Here is a 15,518-nt window from a genome sequence, read left to right as displayed (position 1 = left end):
GAGACGGCGTCCTCTCGCCGCTGACCGACGAGCAGGTCGACGTGATCGTGCGCGACCTGGCCCCCCCCCCCCCCCCCGGCCCGGGGGGGGGGGGGGGGGCCACGGCGGCCTCCAGGACAAAGTGGTGGTAACCAGGCCCCCGGACGGGGGGGCGCGCCCGGGCGCCCGCCGGGGGCGGGGCGCGTTGGGGCGGCCCCGGGGCCCCCGGCCCCCCCCCCCCCGGGGCCGGGGGGGGGGGGGGGGGCCCCCCCCCCCCGCCCCCCCCGCGGCCGACCCCTCCCCCAGGCCCGACAGGGCCGACCGTCCCCGTGGTCGAGGCGACCCTCGGCCCACCGGTCGCCGCCACCCCACCGCCTGTGCGGCTCGCCGTGCCGGACGTGGGCATCGACATGGCCGTCGACCCCGTCGGGGTCCGCGACGACGGCGAGATGGAGATCCCCGAGGACGCCGACCGCGCCGGCTGGTACCAGTTCGGTCCGGCCCCGGCCGACCCCGCCGGAGCAACCGTCGTCGCGGCGCACGTCGACAGCGTCCAGACGGGCATCGGGCAGTTCGCGAAGCTCCGTGACGTCGGGGTCGGGGCCGTCGTGACGGTGACGTCCGCCGACGGCGGGGTCCACGAGTACCGTGTCGTGACGGTCGAGAAGCTGCCGAAGGACGGAGCGCCGGTCGACCAGTGGTTCGACCGTGCCGGTGCGCCACGGCTCGTGCTCGTGACCTGCGGTGGCACGTTCCGCCGCGACATCGGGCACTATACGGACAACGTCGTCGTCACGGCCGAGCCGATCAGTGGGTAGCCGTGACTACGCTGCTGAGCGCTCCTGTCGTCCGGGAGCCGACGAGGGAGGAGCCGTCCGTGAGCGCACCCGCGCCCGGGTCTGCTGACTCGTCGCGCCCGGCGCACCGGCTCGACCCGGACGGCGAGGGAGTCGAGGAGCTCGGCGCGGCCTTCGTGCGGGGCGACGAAGCGGCGATCGCCGAGGCGTACCGTCGCTGGTCCACGCTCGTGCACACCGTCGCGCTCCGCTCGCTCGGCAGCGTCACCGATGCGGAGGACGTGACGCAGCAGGTGTTCGTCGAGGCGTGGCGCAGCCGGGAACGGTTCGACCCGGACAAGGCCCGGCTCCCCGCCTGGATCCTGGGCATCACGCGGCACGTCGTGGCGGACACCCACGAGAAGCGGGCCCGCGACCGGCGGCTGCGGGACAAGTCCGTGGCCGGCGCGGCGGAGCTGCCCGTGCCGTCCGTCGACAACCGCGTGGTCGACCGCGTCGTCGTCGCCGACGAGCTGGACCGGCTCGGGGACCCGCAGCGCACCATCCTGCGGCTCGCGTTCTTCGACGACCTCACGCACGACCAGATCGCGCACCGGCTGGACCTGCCGCTGGGCACGGTCAAGAGCCACGTCCGGCGCAGCCTCGCCCGGCTGCGGACCCGATGGGAGGTGGACGGTGCCGTTCGATGAGTCCCACGTGGACGACGACCTGCTCGCGCTCCTCGCCCTCGGCGAGACCGCCGGCACGACCTCCGACCTCGCGCACATCGAGGAGTGCGAGCGCTGCACCGACGAGCTGGCGTCCCTGACCGACATCGTCGGCCTCGCCCGCTCCGGGGGCGCCGACGCCGCGCTCGTCGCGCCCGCGCCGCAGGTCTGGGACCGCGTCGCCGCGGAGCTGGGGCTGGCTGCAGGTGCTGCGGGATCGTCGACGACGTCGACACCCCTGCCCGCACCCGCCCCCTCAGCCTCGGCGCCCGCTGACGTCATCGCTCCGGTCGTCCCGCTCGACTCGCGTCGACCGCGTGCCGGGCGCTGGATCGCCGCGGCCGCCGCGGTCGGCCTCGTGGTCGGCGGGGGCGCGACCTGGTGGATCGCCAACCGGCCCGACGCCGTCACGGTGATCGCCACCGCGGTCCTGGAGCCGCTGCCCGGCTGGGACGCGTCCGGGTCCGCGGCCGTCGAGACCCTGTCCGACGGCTCGCGAGTGCTCGTGGTCGACCTGGAGCAGAGCGAGTCGTCCGAGGACGGGTTCCGCGAGGTCTGGTTGCTCAAGCCGGACGTCAGCGGTCTCGTCAGCCTGGGCACCCTCGCGGGGAGCTCTGGCCGGTTCGACCTGCCGGCCGGCCTGGATCTCGACCAGTTCTCCGTCGTCGACGTGTCCGAGGAGCTGTTCGACGGTGACCCCGCGCACTCCGGCGACTCGATCGTGCGCGGCCCGCTGGAGGCGTGAGAACGCTGGTGGCATGAGAAACGCCCCCTCCGTCCGGAGGGGGCGTTTCTCATGCCTGCTCGGTCAGACAGCCGGGGGGGCCGCCGGCGGCTGCTGCTGCTGGACGGGCTGCACCGGCTGGACCGCCTGCACGGGCTGTGCCACCGGGGCGGCCTGCGCCGGCGGCGCGTTCGGCGTGGTGCGCTGCTCGACGACCGCCGTGTGGGAGGTGTTGCTGCGCTGCGCGTTGAGCACGATCGCCAGGATCAGTGCAATGACACCGGCGCCCATGCAGATGTAGCCGATCACCGTGAGGTTGACCCCGTCGATGGCGTCACTGACGCCGAACGAGAGGATCGCGCCGATGACGATGAGGGCGATTCCGCCTCCGATACCCATGGTCGGGTCCTTCCGTCGAGCCGTGCGCGGGTCGCCCGGCCTCGACCCGCGAGTCTGGTACCGACCGGGCGACCCCGCACGTCGAGAGCGCCCCTACCCCAAGATCTCCGGGTAGATCGGGGCATTCTCACCCGTCTGGCCGAGCACGTGCTCCGCCAGGAACGCCTCGACCACCTGGTACCAGACGATGGCGTGCTGCGGGCTGAGCACCCAGTGGTTCTCGTCGGGGAAGTAGAGGAACCGGTGCGGGGTCCTCCCCTCGTCGTCGGCGGGCAGGCCGCTCCGGGACAGCAGCTCGTACCAGAGGCGCAGACCCTCTCCGATGGGCACCCGGTAGTCCTTGTCGCCGTGCACCACGAGCATCGGTGTGACGATCTTCTCGACGAACCGGTGCGGCGAGTTCTCCAGCGCCATCTCCGGCGTCATCTCGCGCTCCCAGTAGTAGGCCGCGTCCGTCGTCGGGCCGAACTGGTCCAGCGCCCACAGGCTCGCATGCGTGACGATCGCCTTGAACCGGTCGGTGTGCCCCGCCACCCAGTTCGCCATGTAGCCGCCGAACGAGCCACCCATCGCGGCCGTCCGCGTCTCGTCGATGTCGTCGCGCGCCTCCACCACGTCGGTGATGGCCAGCAGGTCCGTGTACGGCGCTGCGCCCCACGCGCCCCAGCCGGCCTGCACGAAGTCCTGGCCGTAGCCCGTGGACAGCGCCGGGTCGGGCAGCAGGACCGCGTAGCCGCGCGCGACGAGGATCCACGGGTTCCACCGCCACGACCACGCGTTCCACGACCCGAGCGGACCGCCGTGGATCCACAGGAGGAGCGGCGCCTTCTCGGTCGTGGTCGGCAGCGCCAGCCACGCCCGGACGCGTCGGCCGTCCGCCGCCGTCGTCTCGACCTCCGTGAGCGTGCCGGGCAGCTCGGGCGTCGCGGCCGGGCTGCGCAGAGCCGTCGTCGCACCCGTCTCCAGGTCGATCCGCACCGGGTGCGACGGCGCCTCGTACGACGTCCGCAACGCGAACGCCACCGACCCGTCGGGACTGACCGACACGTCCGTGAAGGTGGCGTCGTCGCTGGTCAGCCGCGTGACCTCGTCCGAGTCGAGATCGACCCGGAACACCGGTGCGCGACCGTCGTCGTCGGCCGACACGAGCAGGCCGGTGCTGTCGGGCAGCCACACCGGGTGCTGCGGCCAGCGGTCCCAGCTCTCGACGAGCGTCCGCGGCTCACCACCAGCCAGCGCGACGAGCTGCAGCGTGACGCGCGGGGCGTCGTGCGGCGTCGACACGGTCTCGCGGACGAAGGCGACCCAGCGCCCGTCCGGCGAGATCGCCGGCGACCACAGGTCCGCGGCGGGATCGTCGACGAGCACCCGGTGCTCCCCCGACGCCACGTCGACCGCGACGAGCCGCCCCCGCAGCGTCCCGCGCGCGAGCGGCTGGTTCCATCCGGTCACCACCGTGCGCCCGTCCGGGCTGATCGCGGCCGCCTGCTCGACCAGCGCCGACCGCGCACCCGGCGTCACGTCCGTGAGCGTGAGCCGCGGGTCCTTGGCGCCGGCCAGGGGCGCGACGACGTCGGTACCGATGTCCGCGACGAACCAGTGCGGCGACTCCGGCCCCAGGTCGTGGTCCCAGAACCGGACCGGGTAGCCGTCGTGCAGGATCGCCGCGACCTTCTTCTCCTTGCGCGCCTTGCGCAGCTTCTCGTCGGTCTCCGCGTCGGTCGCGCTCGGCAGGACGTCCGAGCCGACCAGCACGACGTCGGCGTCCCGCGCCACCTGCACCCCGCCCAGCCCCGCCGCCCGGTCCGCGACCACGCGCGCCTCCGCACCGTCGCGAGGCATCAGCCACAGCGCCGGGACGGGCTCGTCGTCGTCCGCCTTGCCGTCCGGGTCGGGCCGCGCGCTGGTGAACAGCAGGTCCCCGTCCTGCGTGAACGCGGCGCTGGCCTCCCCCTTGGCGCTCCGGGTCAGTCGCCGTGCGGGCTTCTCCCCGGTCGGGTCCACCTCCCACAGGGCGGTCACGAACTTGGTCGACTTGGCATCGAGCGTCGCCACGCTGGTCACCAACCGCGACCCGTCCGGCGACAGCACCAACCCACTGACCCGAGGGATGGCGACGTACTGATCCAGCTCATGAAAGGGCGTAGAAGTCATGCGCCCCGTCCTATCACCCGTTCCTGGGCGATGTCCGCCAAGGTCCGTGGCCGAGAGCACGTCGAGTCGCGTTCCGCCGCCGATTCCGCGACCCACGGTGTCCTCAACGCTCCGGGCTGGTGGCGAGAACATCTTGAGGCGCGTCTGCGGGCTTCAGAGCGCGACTCATGGTGTTGTCGACCGCGCGGTGAGGGTCGAGCGAACCGCTGCGGGGATCGTTCCTGCGGCGATGTCGGCCGAGGTGAACCGGAGCATCTGCGCGGCGCCCCACGTCACCATGGCGTTCTGCCGCTGCCGGTCACGGTGCAGGGCGTCGGGACGGTCGTGGAACTCGCGTCCGTCGATCTCCGCGATCAGCCATCCGCCGCCGTCTCGCCTCCAGCCCAAGTCGCCACGCCCGAGGAACGCGCCGTTCACTGCGCGGATCTCGACCTGCAGGTCATCCGGGGGGATCCCCGCGTCGGCGCACTGCAGACGGGCGAACGTCTCCAGCGGGGACTCTGCGCGCGGGTCGACCCGGCTCAGAACACGTTCCTCCATCCCCGCGCTTCCCCGACGCGACCTGAGTCGGCGCCGGATCTCCTCGAGGCCGGACGGTGACTGCAGCCCCCGATGGAGACAGTCGTCGAGAACCGCGACCGCGTTCGCGACCGGCAGCTCCGGCAGCGCCTGCACCAGGGCAGACGTGAGCGAGACGATCCCGTGGCCGCCGTAGGTGCCGCTGACGGGGTCCATGAACTGCCTGACCCGGATGCCGTCACGTCCACGTCGGAACCGTCCGCCCGCGAGTGCTACCTCGGGTGCGACGTCAGTCGTCAGGCCGGAGACCCCGAGCAGCGCGAGCGCGCAAGCACCCACGGCGACCGAGTGGGGTCCGTACGCGAGCAACCCGATCCACGCGGCCCGTCGACGACGATGATCGGCATCCCGTCGGCGGTCGCGTCCGGGTGCCACGTCGTAGACACCATGGGTCACGCGCCGCCAGGCACCCGACCGGACGAGTCGGGCACGGCGGTCTCCGTCGACACCGGCTGCAGCGCACTGCGCAGTCGAGAGCAGGTCCTCTTGGCGGAGTGCGAGCGAGAGCAGCGACGTCGGGGCAGGCCGAGGGGTGCGCACGACCGCCACCACAGCAGACAGCACCGTCGCCCGGGACCGCAGGACCCCGACGGTGCGCGCATCGTCGGCAAGTCAGGGCTGTGGGCGGCCCGCCGTCGAACCGGTATCGGTGCGGGTTCGGCCGCAGCCGTGGCCACGGACCAGGGTCAGGTCAGGCCGGTGGGTGGGTGTCGCGTTCGGCCAGGTTGGCCAGCATCGCGTTGTACTCGTCCAGCTCGACGTCGCCGTCGCGGTCGACCTGGCGGTCGCGGCGGCGGGCGGTGCGGTCGTCGTCACGGGACCAGGCGAGCGCCACGCCGATCGCGAGGGCCAGGGTCGGGATCTCGCCGATGCCCCAGGTGATCGCACCGCCGAGCTGCTGGTCGGCGATCGCGGACGGGCCCCAGGGGCGGCCCATGAGCCCGAACCAGTCGGCGACCAGCAGCACGTCGCCGGACACGAGGGTCACGCCGAAGAACGCGTGGAACACCATCGTCGCGAACAGCAGGAGGAGCCGCTGCGGGTACGGGAGCCGCTTGGGGCCGGGGTCGATGCCGACGAGCGCGTTCACGAACAGGTACCCGGCGGCGGTGAAGTGCACGACCATCGCGAGGTGCCCGACGGGGCTGCGCAGCGACCACTCGAACAGGCCCGAGTAGTAGAAGAGCAGCATCGACCCGATGAAGTTCACGGCGGCGACGACGGGGTGCGCGAGGAAGTGGCCGACGTGGCTGTCGACGATGGTGAGGATCCACTCGCGCGGGCCGCGGGAGTCGTCGTCGCGCAGCTGCGTCGAGCGGACCGGCAGGGCGCGCAGCGCGAGGGTGACGGGCGCCGAGAGCGCGAGGAACAGGGGCACGACCATCGCGAGCACCATGTGCTGGACCATGTGCGCGCTGAACAGGACGTGCCCGTAGAGGGCAGGTCCACCGTTGGTGGCCCAGAAGAACAGGACCATGCCGACGGTCCAGGACGCGGCGCGCGCCATCGACCACGAGTCGCCGCGGCGACGCAGCCGCAGCACCCACCGCCAGTACACGACGAGCCCGGCGACGGCCGCGGACGCGAGCACCAGGTCCCAGCGCCACTCGGTGACCCAGAGCAGCCCGCTGGGCTCGGGCGGCAGCGGGTGCCCGGTGAGCTGGTACGCGGGTGACGGGTCCGCCGGCGGCTCCTCCGGCACGGGCGGCGCGGTCTCGCCGAGCGCGACGGCCACCCCGGAGACGGCCCCCATGACGGTCAGCTCGACGAGGACCAGGCGCCAGAACAGCCAGTCGGTGGTGCGCGTCGCCAGCTGCGGCAGGACGGTCCGCCGGTGCGCGAGGCCGAGCAGCCCGAGCACGCCGAAGAGGGCGACCTTGGCCAGGAGCAGCAGACCGTAGGTGGTGGTCAGGTCGCTCCAGCCGGTGGTCCGCAGCAGGCCGTTGACCAGCCCCGACACGGCGACGGCGACGAAGCACCAGCCGGCGATGACCGAGTACCGCGCGACCGACGCGGACAGGTCGGTGCCCACCCGCCGGACCAGCAGCGCCAGCGCCGTGAGGGCGCCGATCCAGATCGCGGCGCCGACCAGGTGGACCACCATCGACGACGTCGCGATGTCGTGCCCGGAGGCACCTGCGGCGTGCCCGAGCTGCGCCTGCTGCCAGAGCGCGACGAGCACGATCGCGGCGGTCCAGGCCGCGCCGGTGGGCGTGGTGACGACGAGCGCGAGCGCGGTGACGACGGCCGCGACGGTCGTGATGAGCAGCAGCGTGCGGCCGAGGTCGATCTGCGTGACGAAGACCCCGAGCTCCGCGCCGAACGACTCCGAGTCCAGCGGCCGGCCGGCGACGTTCGCGTACGTGAGCACCAGGTGCACGATCGACAGGAGCGTCCAGGTGCCCGCGGCGAACCCGGCCACGACCGTGCTGCGCGGGTACGCCCGACCGTCGGCGGTGCCGATGCCGGTGCGGGCGGTCCGGGTCGACGCGACGGCGGCGCGACGCGGCAGCACGCACACGGCGAGGACGAGGGCTCCGAGCGTCACCGCCCCCGCGAGCTCGGTGAGCGCCTCCGTCGCGGGCAGCCCCCAGCGCACGGCCGCGCCGGGGTCGCGGAGCAGCGCCGGGAGCGCGGCGCCCGAGAACGCGACGCCGAGCAGCGCGGCGGCGACGGCGGCGACCACCAGCGCGAGCACGCGCCAGCGGCTCGGGGGCCGACGCGCGTCGACCCCCGGCCCACCGGCACCCGCGCGGCCGGCGCTCGTCACCGGCGCAGTCATCTGACCAGCGTAGGTCGACTCAGCGGCCGCCCCGACATGCCGTCGGTCACGTCCGGCGCGGCGCCCGCGGCCGGCGCGAGGTCGGGCCGGTGAGGTCCGGCGACGGGGCCGACGGCCGGTGCCGCGACGACACCGCCGTCGGACCCGACGACGAGCCCGCTGACACAGACCCCGGGGAGCACGTCCCTCACGACCCCGGAACGCCTCCCGCCGGCGGGTCCGTCGACGACCCCGTCGGGCGGCGTCGCAGCAGCAGCCACGCGACCACGGCGCCGACCACGACGAGCACGGCGACGATCGCGACGAGGGCGGCACCGGAGACCCGGCCCTCCGCGACGGGTGCCTCGGTGGGCGTCGGCGACGGGCTCGGCGCGGCGGACTCGCTCGCCCGGACCTCGGCGGAGGTGGTCGGCGAGGGTGTCATCGTCGGCGCGTCCGTCGCGACCCCGTACGAGGTCGCCTCCGCCGCGGTGAACCGGAACTGCCCCTCGATCGGGTGCCCGTCCGCGGAGGTGACGCGGTAGATCACCGTGTACTCGCCGGCAGGGAGCTCGCCGGTGACCGCGATGCCGGCGGTGTTGTCGACGAGGATCGGCGGGCCGATGTTGACCATCGTCTCGTCGGCCGTGTGCACCATGATCTCGGTGCCGACCATCAGCACGGGCTCGTTGAAGGTGAGCGTGACCATCTCCGGGATCACCTGGACGGTCGAGCCGTCCGCCGGGTCGGTGCTCTGCAGCACGTTGTGCGCCTGCGCCGCCGGCGCGCCCAGGACGACGGCCGCCAGCGCGAGCGTGAGCGTGACGAGCCCGCCGAGGAGCCGGGTCATGCGTCACCGCGACGGCGGCGACCGAGCAGCACGACCACGAGGGCCGTCGCGCCGAGGGCGAGACCGACCCCGCCGAGGACCCGGGCGAGGGTGTCGGGCTCCGACGTCGTCGGGGTGGACGCGGTGACCGCCGCGGCCTGCTCGACCACCGCGTCGTCGGACTCCGCGTCGGTCGTCGTCAGCTCCGGTGCCGGGTGCGCGGCCTCCTCGCCCCCCTCCTCGGCGACGTCGACCCAGTCCACGACCGTGCCGTCGGTGTACGTCTGGTGGGCGGGCAGGACGAGGCGCGTGCCGGCATCGGGGAGCGGGCCGGCGGACACCTCGAACTCCTGGAACTGGCCGTCGACGATCTCGGCGCCGGGAGCAGCGGTCCACACGACTCGCGAGGGCGCCTCGGTCAGCTCGGTCCCGTAGAAGTCGACGGGCTCGGGCAGGGGGGCGGTCTCGACGGTGGCCGTCCAGCCGGGCAGCGGCTTGGTGGACACCGACAGGAGGGGGGTGTCGGTCGGGAGGTCGACGGTGACCTGCGAGGTCGCGGCCGTCTCCGACTCGTTGGGGACGCGGAACGTGAGCACGGTCCATCCTCCTGCGGTGGTCTGCTCGGGGACCACCCGGACGTGCGCGGACGCGGCGGTGACAGGGATGACGGCGAGGGCGAGCGCGACGAGGGTGGTCGCGCCGAGACGGCTGATCGGACGCATGGCAGGTCCCCTTGGGGGTGATCGCGGTGGTCGAGGGCGGGCGCACGCACGAGCCCCCCGACCGCTGGGATCAGCGCGGGGGGACCGTGGGCGACTGCCACGCGGGTGGACCGCGCAGGGGGACGACGTCACGCCACCAGGCGTGCCCGGACCAGGGGACCTCGGCCGGCGTCGGCAGCGAGGGACGGGGGACGACGACGACGGGTGCGGGGCCGCCGACGAGGGGACGCAGCCACGCCGCGAGCCACCACAGCGCACGGTCGGCGCCGACGAGCACGAGCGCGGCGACGACCGTCGCGACGACGTGCAGCACGAGCATCGCGGACTCACCGAGCACCGGCTGCGCGAGGGGGTCGACCGCGGTGCAGGCCGCCTGCGACTGCATGACCATGCCGGGGTGGTGCTGGTGCCCGAAGAGGGCGGCCTGGTCGGTCGGCGCCGGCATGCAGGCCATCGACGTGAACAGGCTGAACGACGAGTGCACCGCGAGCTGCCCGGCGCCGAGCAGCGCGACCGCCCCGACCGGCCCGAGCCGGCGGCCGGTGAGCACCACGGCGGCGGCCAGCACGAGCGCGGTCAGGCTGACGACGACCACGAACGGCGGGAGCGACCCACCGGCGAGCACGTGCGCGAGGGCCGCGAGCGCGACCGTCACGACGGCCACCGCGGCACCGCGCGCGAGGCGCAGCGGGCCGGTCGCGGGCGTGGGCATGCCCGACACCGTAGCCGTGACGGCCGATCGGCGTCCGCCCCGCTGAAGCGTTTATCCGCTGCGCGCGCGCCGGGCGAGAGAGCTGTGGCGGGGAACACATCGCGGGTGCACGGTTGTTGCGGCACGTTAGTTGTCCTGCGCAATCATTCCCGGCCGAGAAGGTCTCATGTCCTCACAGCACACCGCCGCCCCCGAACGGCAGACGTTCGTGCCCCCGACGCACCGTGAGATCCTCACGATCCTCGGCGGCCTGATGCTCGGCATGTTCCTCGCGGCGCTCGACCAGACCATCGTCGCGACGTCCATCCGGACCATCGGCGACGACCTGCACGGTCTGTCCCTGCAGGCGTGGGTCACCACCGCGTACCTGCTGACCGCGACGATCTCGACGCCGCTGTACGGCAAGCTCTCCGACATCTACGGCCGCAAGCCGCTGTACCTGATCTCGATCTCGATCTTCGTGGTGGGCTCGCTGCTGTCGGGCACGGCCGACTCCATGTACCAGCTGGCGGTCTACCGCGGCGTCCAGGGCCTCGGCGCCGGTGGCCTGATGGCGCTCGCGATCACGATCCTCGGTGACCTCGTCGCCCCCCGGGAGCGCGCCCGCTACCAGGGCTACTTCCTCGCGGTGTTCGGCACGGCGTCGGTGCTCGGTCCCGTGGTCGGCGGGTTCTTCGCGGGGGCGGAGACCATCCTCGGGATCACGGGCTGGCGCTGGGTCTTCCTCATCAACGTGCCCATCGGGATCCTCGCGATCATCGTCGTCGCGCGCGTGCTGCACCTGCCGCCGCTGAAGCGGGTCGACCACAAGATCGACTACCCGGGTGCGTTGGCGCTCGTCGTCGCGCTGGTGCCGCTGCTGGTGGTCGCCGAACAGGGCCGGATCTGGGGCTGGGACTCCCCGCGGTCGATGGCCTGCTACGTCACCGGCGTGCTCGGTGTCGCGGCGTTCATCCTGGCCGAGCGGTACGCCAAGGCCGACGCCATCCTGCCGCTCTACCTGTTCCGCAACCGCACGTTCTCGGTGGGCGCCGCCGCCAACACCGTGATCGGCCTCGGCATGTTCGGCGGTCTGGCGACGCTGCCGCTGTACCTGCAGATCGTCAAGGGCCAGTCCCCCACCGAGGCGGGTCTGACCCTCATCCCGTTCACGCTCGGCATCATGACGGGCTCCATCGTCGCGGGCCAGACGACCTCGCGGACCGGCCGCTACAAGGCCTTCCCCGTCATCGGCACCGTCCTGATGGGCCTCGGCGCCCTGTTCTTCTCCCGCCTCGAGGCGGGCACCACGCTGCCGTTCGTGTTCGCCGTGTCGATCCTTTTCGGGCTCGGCCTGGGCTTCACGATGCAGCCGCTGGTGCTGGCCGTGCAGAACGCCGTGCAGGTGCGGGACATGGGCGTCGCGACCTCGTCGTCGCTGTTCTTCCGGCAGATGGGCGGCACCCTGGGGACCGCCGTGTTCCTGTCGGTCCTGTTCTCGACGGTCGGCCCCAACATCGCGGCCGCGTTCCGGACCGCGTCCCAGACGCCGGAGTTCCAGGCGGCGGTCGCCGACCCGGCCGTCGTGGCCGACCCCGCGAACGCGCCCGTCCTGGGGATGCTGCAGGGCGGCGGCGGCGGCGCGGTGCCGTCGCTGGACGACTCGTCGTTCATCAACGCCCTCGACCCGCGGCTCGCGCAGCCGTTCCTCGACGGCTTCGCGCAGTCGGTGGACACCGTGCTGCTGCTGGCCGCCTTCATCATGGTGTTCGGCGTGATCCTCACGGTCATGCTCCCCGAGCTGCCGCTGCGCAACGTGTCGGGCATCCAGGGGCGGTTCGACGACGACGCCGCTGCGTCTGCCGCGGGAGTCACGGCGGTCGGCGCTGTCACCGCCGTGGTCGCCGACGAGGCTGCCGTGGGCCGCGCGGCGGGCGCGACGTCGACCACCTCGAGCGGGCACCCTGGAACTGGTGCCGCACCCGGGTGAACCTCGACGGGCTCTGCACCGTGACACAGGTGTCAGCCCCACCAGGTCCGACCCGGAGGTCCCGATGTCCGCGACAGCACAGAGCACCCCCCACACCTGCGACGGATGCCTGGACCGGCGAGAGGTGCTCGTCCGGGCCGGTCTGGTGACGATGGGCGTCGCCGCTGCGGGCGTGCTGGCCGCGTGCGGCGGCTCGGACGCCCCGTCCGGCGGGGGTGCCGCGGCGAGCGGCGGCGCGCTCGCGCAGGTGTCCGACATCCCGGTGGGCGGTGCTCTCTCCGCGAAGGACGCCGACGGGAAGCCGATCATCCTGCTCCAGCCCGAGGCGGGAACGGTGGTCGCCCTGTCGGCCGTCTGCACGCACCAGAGCTGCACGGTCGCGCCCGACGGCGACGAGCTGGTGTGCCCGTGCCACGGCTCGGTGTACGACCTGACCGGCGCCAACGTGTCCGGGCCGGCACCGTCGCCGCTGCCGGAGGTCGACGTGCACGTCAGCAACGGCGCCGTGCTCGCCGGGAAGGCTTGAGCCATGAGCTGGCACACCGGTACGCAGGCGACGTCCGACGTCCTGCGAGCACTCCTGTCCGCGTGCGTCATGCTCTCCGCCGTCGTCCACCTCGACCTGTGGGCCAGCGGCATGAACACGCTCGACGTCGTCGGCCCCGCGTTCCTGCTCAACGGCGTCGGGGGCCTGGTCCTCGGCGTCCTCGTGCTCGTCTGGCGGCACTGGCTGCCGTTGCTGGGCGCGATCGGGTTCGGCGTCGCGACCCTGACGGCGTTCATCATCTCGACCACGCCCGGCGGGTTCTTCGGGGTGCACGAGCAGTGGGTGGGCATCCCGGTGTGGCTGTCGGCGATCTCGGAGATCGGCGCGATCGTGCTGGGCGTCGCGGCGATCCTCGTGGAGCGCCGCGTCCCGGCACCGACACCAGCACCGGTCGCCTAGTCCAGGGGCAGCGTCTGCCCGTCGAGGAGCAGCTGTCCTGCCTTGGCCTTGGTCTCGAACGGTTCGGTGTGCCACAGCTCCCCGAGCGTCGCGACGTCCTCGCTGGTGTAGCCGGCCGCCCAGAACGCGTCGACCAGCGCCTGGTCGACGTCCGCCGGCTGCGCAGCGGCGTCGCCGGGCGCGATCGGGGGCGTCTGCCCGTCGAGGAGCAGCTGCCCGGCCTGTGCCTTGGTCGCGGTCGCGTCGAGGTGCCACAGGTCCGCGAGCGCCTCCATGTCCTCGACGGTGTAGCCCGATCCCCAGAACGCCTCGTACTGCTCCCGCGTGTACCCGTCGGGCATCGCCGACCACTCGAGACCCACGGACTGCGCGACGTCCTCGACCACCCGGGCGACGCCGGAGTAGGGGTTGGCCGCCGCGGCAGCGCCGGCACCGGCGACAGCCAGCGCCGAGATGACCGCACCGGCGGCGACCGCCTTGCCGCCCCGGCGCACCAGCGTGGTGACCGTCGCCTCCGGCGGGTGGTCGAGGGCGGCCTGGAGCCGGGCCGCGACGACGGCGGCGTCGGGCTGGTCGGCCTCGCGCGAGTGCAGGGCGCGGCTGATCCGGGCGATCAGCTCGTCGTCGTGCGGGTTCGTGCTCATCGCTGCTCCGGTGGGGTCGAGAGGTCGGTGTCGCGCAGGGTGGCCAGCGCTCGGCTGGCGTGGGACCGGACGGTGGCCGGGGAGGTGCCCAGGACCTCGGAGATCTCCGCGTCGCTGAGGCCCTCGTAGTACCGCAGGACCAGCACGGTCCGTTGTCGCGGGGGCAGCGCTTCGAGGTGCCTCCACATCGCGTCCTCCTCGACGACCCCGTGGGCGTGGTCGCCGTGCGCCTCCGCGTGGGCGGCGAGGGTCTCGTCGGTCGCGGGCCGGATGGTCCGCACGTGCCAGCGGCGACGCCACGAGAGGTGCTCGTTGGTGACCATCCGGCGCAGGTACAGGTCGGGCCGCTGCATGAGGGAGATCCGGGTCCAGCGCACGTGCGCCCGCAGGAGCACCTCCTGGACCAGGTCGGCGGCGGTGTGCCCGTCGCCCGTCAGGACCGTCGCGTACCGCAGCAGCCCGGCGAGGTGGACACGGACCAGGTCGTCCAGGACCGGCTCCGGGTCGACCACCGGGATCGCCGCGCTGTCCGTCCCGGCGATCACCGACGGACCCCGAGAAGGTCGTCCAGCGTCGCGCCCTCGTCCGGGCGCGGCAGCGGGCTCGGGTCGAGGCAGCGGGCGAGCAGCGCCTCGACCAGTGCCGCTCGCCGCACGATGCTCGGGCCGTCGATCGCGCCCGGCAGGATCCGCACCTCGAGCGTGTCGCGCAGGGGCGTCGCGGTGACGAGCTGGGTGAGGTTGACGTCGGCGTACTTGGTGAGGCCGGTGGCCTGTGCCCGCGCGTCGTCGCTCGTCTCGACGAGGTCCAGCAGCGCGTCGGGCAGCGGAGCCAGCCGGCGGCACGCGGGGTTGGTGTCCAGCGCCGCCCACAGCTGGTGCCGCCAGTGCCCGAACAGCCGGACGGCGTTGGCGAAGGCCTCCGGCCGGCGGAACGGTGCCCCGTCGACGTGCAGGTGCACCGCGGCCTCCTGCGGGACCGTGAAACCGAGCTCGCGCGCCGGGACCAGCAGCCGCTCGAGCGCCGCCGCGTGGTCGGTCTCGATCGGCGGCGTGATGATCTCGCACGGGCGCTCCCGCCCCGCCGGCAGCGGCATCGCCACGGCGACGGTGGCGCCGCGGGCGTCGTCCACCCGGACCGCGCGGCCGACGACCTCGGCGCGCACCCCGAACAGCTCGGCGACCGGGTCGAGCACGGTGCTCAGCGGGGCGTCGGGGTCGGCGTGCCGCTCGACCAGCCGCAGCAGCCGGGCGTCGTCGCACAGGACCCGGTACCACCCTTGCCGCCCCGGGCCCCGGAGCGGCAGGTCGGCCTCGATGGTGATGTCGTCGACCAGCCGCGCCACCGGGCGCCCGTCGGCGTCGACCACGTCGAACGCCGGTGACAGGTGCCGGAAGACGCCGACGCCCGGCACGACCGACGGCTCGGAGTCGGTGTGGAAGGACCGCCGCACCTGAACGCCCCGGCGCGCGGCGAGCTCGTCGGCCAGCACCTGCCGGTCCGATCCCGCGGGTGCCAGCAGCTCGATCTCGAACCCGGTCCGCAGCGACAGCTCGTCCACGTCGTTCTCCTCACGCAGGGTCGTGCCGGGCGACG

The 15,518-nt window shown here is 73.6% G+C and carries 16 protein-coding genes and 1 pseudogene; 6 read left to right on the top strand and 11 right to left on the bottom strand.

Going from position 1 to position 15,518, the window contains the following annotated elements; all coding sequences use genetic code 11:
- The first annotated feature begins 308 nt into the window (after positions 1-308).
- From J2X26_RS06130 to J2X26_RS06120, 3 genes are read left to right on the top strand one after another with little or no spacing between them, the layout of a single operon-like run.
- A complete protein-coding gene (locus J2X26_RS06130) occupies positions 309-797 on the top strand; it encodes a class F sortase (protein ID WP_307490665.1) in 489 nt (162 codons plus the stop codon).
- A gap of 59 nt (positions 798-856) precedes the next feature.
- Entirely contained in the window at positions 857-1,465 is a 609-nt protein-coding gene (locus J2X26_RS06125; protein ID WP_307490664.1) for an RNA polymerase sigma factor, read from the top strand.
- Positions 1,466-1,472: 7 nt separating this feature from the next.
- The gene (locus J2X26_RS06120; protein WP_307490663.1) at positions 1,473-2,228 is read left to right on the top strand and encodes an anti-sigma factor; all 756 of its coding nucleotides are present in this window, start codon (positions 1,473-1,475) and stop codon (positions 2,226-2,228) included.
- 63 nt (positions 2,229-2,291) lie between these two features.
- Here J2X26_RS06120 and J2X26_RS06115 read toward each other — a convergent pair whose 3' ends face one another.
- The 8 genes and pseudogenes from J2X26_RS06115 to J2X26_RS06085 all read right to left on the bottom strand — a co-directional run bounded on the left by J2X26_RS06115 (position 2,292) and on the right by J2X26_RS06085 (position 10,363).
- The gene (locus tag J2X26_RS06115) at positions 2,292-2,606 is read right to left on the bottom strand and encodes a DUF6458 family protein (protein ID WP_307490661.1); all 315 of its coding nucleotides are present in this window, start codon (positions 2,604-2,606) and stop codon (positions 2,292-2,294) included.
- Positions 2,607-2,699: 93 nt separating this feature from the next.
- On the bottom strand, positions 2,700-4,760 hold the full coding sequence (locus J2X26_RS06110) for a S9 family peptidase (RefSeq protein WP_307490660.1): 2,061 nt from the start codon (positions 4,758-4,760) through the stop codon (positions 2,700-2,702).
- A gap of 165 nt (positions 4,761-4,925) precedes the next feature.
- Positions 4,926-5,495, bottom strand: coding sequence for a hypothetical protein (locus tag J2X26_RS06105; RefSeq protein WP_307490659.1), 570 nt, complete (start codon positions 5,493-5,495; stop codon positions 4,926-4,928).
- 234 nt (positions 5,496-5,729) lie between these two features.
- A pseudogene (locus J2X26_RS21680) lies at positions 5,730-5,879 on the bottom strand (hypothetical protein); the annotation flags it as partial.
- 151 nt (positions 5,880-6,030) lie between these two features.
- Positions 6,031-8,121, bottom strand: coding sequence for a cytochrome c oxidase assembly protein (locus J2X26_RS06100; RefSeq protein WP_307490658.1), 2,091 nt, complete (start codon positions 8,119-8,121; stop codon positions 6,031-6,033).
- 187 nt (positions 8,122-8,308) lie between these two features.
- Positions 8,309-8,950, bottom strand: coding sequence for a copper resistance CopC family protein (locus J2X26_RS06095; RefSeq protein WP_307490657.1), 642 nt, complete (start codon positions 8,948-8,950; stop codon positions 8,309-8,311).
- Complete coding sequence (locus J2X26_RS06090) at positions 8,947-9,651, bottom strand: YcnI family copper-binding membrane protein (RefSeq protein ID WP_307490655.1); 705 nt, start codon at positions 9,649-9,651, stop codon at positions 8,947-8,949. The genes J2X26_RS06095 and J2X26_RS06090 overlap by 4 nt, the downstream gene beginning before the upstream one ends.
- Positions 9,652-9,721: 70 nt before the next feature.
- A complete protein-coding gene (locus J2X26_RS06085; RefSeq protein ID WP_307490654.1) occupies positions 9,722-10,363 on the bottom strand; it encodes a hypothetical protein in 642 nt (213 codons plus the stop codon).
- A 166-nt stretch (positions 10,364-10,529) separates the two neighbouring features.
- Here J2X26_RS06085 and J2X26_RS06080 point away from each other — a divergent pair, with 166 nt between their 5' ends.
- The 3 genes from J2X26_RS06080 to J2X26_RS06070 all read left to right on the top strand — a co-directional run bounded on the left by J2X26_RS06080 (position 10,530) and on the right by J2X26_RS06070 (position 13,278).
- Positions 10,530-12,332: an MDR family MFS transporter gene (locus J2X26_RS06080; protein WP_307490652.1), complete on the top strand. Its 1,803-nt coding sequence runs from the start codon at positions 10,530-10,532 to the stop codon at positions 12,330-12,332.
- Positions 12,333-12,396: 64 nt separating this feature from the next.
- Positions 12,397-12,858 carry a ubiquinol-cytochrome c reductase iron-sulfur subunit gene (locus J2X26_RS06075; protein WP_307490650.1) on the top strand — a complete coding sequence of 154 codons (462 nt, stop codon included), beginning with the start codon at positions 12,397-12,399 and terminating at the stop codon, positions 12,856-12,858.
- A gap of 3 nt (positions 12,859-12,861) precedes the next feature.
- Entirely contained in the window at positions 12,862-13,278 is a 417-nt protein-coding gene (locus tag J2X26_RS06070; protein ID WP_307490649.1) for a hypothetical protein, read from the top strand.
- Here J2X26_RS06070 and J2X26_RS06065 read toward each other — a convergent pair.
- From J2X26_RS06065 to J2X26_RS06055, 3 genes are read right to left on the bottom strand one after another with little or no spacing between them, the layout of a single operon-like run.
- Positions 13,275-13,922 carry a hypothetical protein gene (locus J2X26_RS06065; RefSeq protein ID WP_307490648.1) on the bottom strand — a complete coding sequence of 216 codons (648 nt, stop codon included), beginning with the start codon at positions 13,920-13,922 and terminating at the stop codon, positions 13,275-13,277. The two genes, J2X26_RS06070 and J2X26_RS06065, sit on opposite strands and share 4 nt — an antisense overlap.
- Positions 13,919-14,467 carry a SigE family RNA polymerase sigma factor gene (locus J2X26_RS06060; protein ID WP_307490646.1) on the bottom strand — a complete coding sequence of 183 codons (549 nt, stop codon included), beginning with the start codon at positions 14,465-14,467 and terminating at the stop codon, positions 13,919-13,921. Before J2X26_RS06060 ends, J2X26_RS06065 begins: the two co-directional genes overlap by 4 nt.
- Positions 14,464-15,483: an amidoligase family protein gene (locus J2X26_RS06055; protein ID WP_307490645.1), complete on the bottom strand. Its 1,020-nt coding sequence runs from the start codon at positions 15,481-15,483 to the stop codon at positions 14,464-14,466. Before J2X26_RS06055 ends, J2X26_RS06060 begins: the two co-directional genes overlap by 4 nt.
- Positions 15,484-15,518 lie beyond the last annotated feature (35 nt).

It is taken from the genome of Cellulomonas humilata (assembly GCF_030814415.1).
Classification (GTDB): Bacteria; Actinomycetota; Actinomycetes; order Actinomycetales; family Cellulomonadaceae; genus Cellulomonas; species Cellulomonas humilata_A.
This window is presented reverse-complemented; position numbering and strand designations above follow the sequence as displayed.

Excerpts from the sequence above, each read along its gene's own strand:
- J2X26_RS06115 (WP_307490661.1), bottom strand. The coding sequence starts at position 2,606 with ATGGGTATCGGAGGCGGAATCGCCCTCATCGTCATCGGCGCGATCCTC.
- J2X26_RS06110 (WP_307490660.1), bottom strand. The coding sequence starts at position 4,760 with ATGACTTCTACGCCCTTTCATGAGCTGGATCAGTACGTCGCCATCCCT.
- J2X26_RS06105 (WP_307490659.1), bottom strand. The coding sequence starts at position 5,495 with ATGGACCCCGTCAGCGGCACCTACGGCGGCCACGGGATCGTCTCGCTC.
- J2X26_RS06100 (WP_307490658.1), bottom strand. The coding sequence starts at position 8,121 with ATGACTGCGCCGGTGACGAGCGCCGGCCGCGCGGGTGCCGGTGGGCCG.
- J2X26_RS06095 (WP_307490657.1), bottom strand. The coding sequence starts at position 8,950 with ATGACCCGGCTCCTCGGCGGGCTCGTCACGCTCACGCTCGCGCTGGCG.
- J2X26_RS06090 (WP_307490655.1), bottom strand. The coding sequence starts at position 9,651 with ATGCGTCCGATCAGCCGTCTCGGCGCGACCACCCTCGTCGCGCTCGCC.
- J2X26_RS06085 (WP_307490654.1), bottom strand. The coding sequence starts at position 10,363 with ATGCCCACGCCCGCGACCGGCCCGCTGCGCCTCGCGCGCGGTGCCGCG.
- J2X26_RS06080 (WP_307490652.1), top strand. The coding sequence starts at position 10,530 with ATGTCCTCACAGCACACCGCCGCCCCCGAACGGCAGACGTTCGTGCCC.
- J2X26_RS06075 (WP_307490650.1), top strand. The coding sequence starts at position 12,397 with ATGTCCGCGACAGCACAGAGCACCCCCCACACCTGCGACGGATGCCTG.
- J2X26_RS06070 (WP_307490649.1), top strand. The coding sequence starts at position 12,862 with ATGAGCTGGCACACCGGTACGCAGGCGACGTCCGACGTCCTGCGAGCA.
- J2X26_RS06065 (WP_307490648.1), bottom strand. The coding sequence starts at position 13,922 with ATGAGCACGAACCCGCACGACGACGAGCTGATCGCCCGGATCAGCCGC.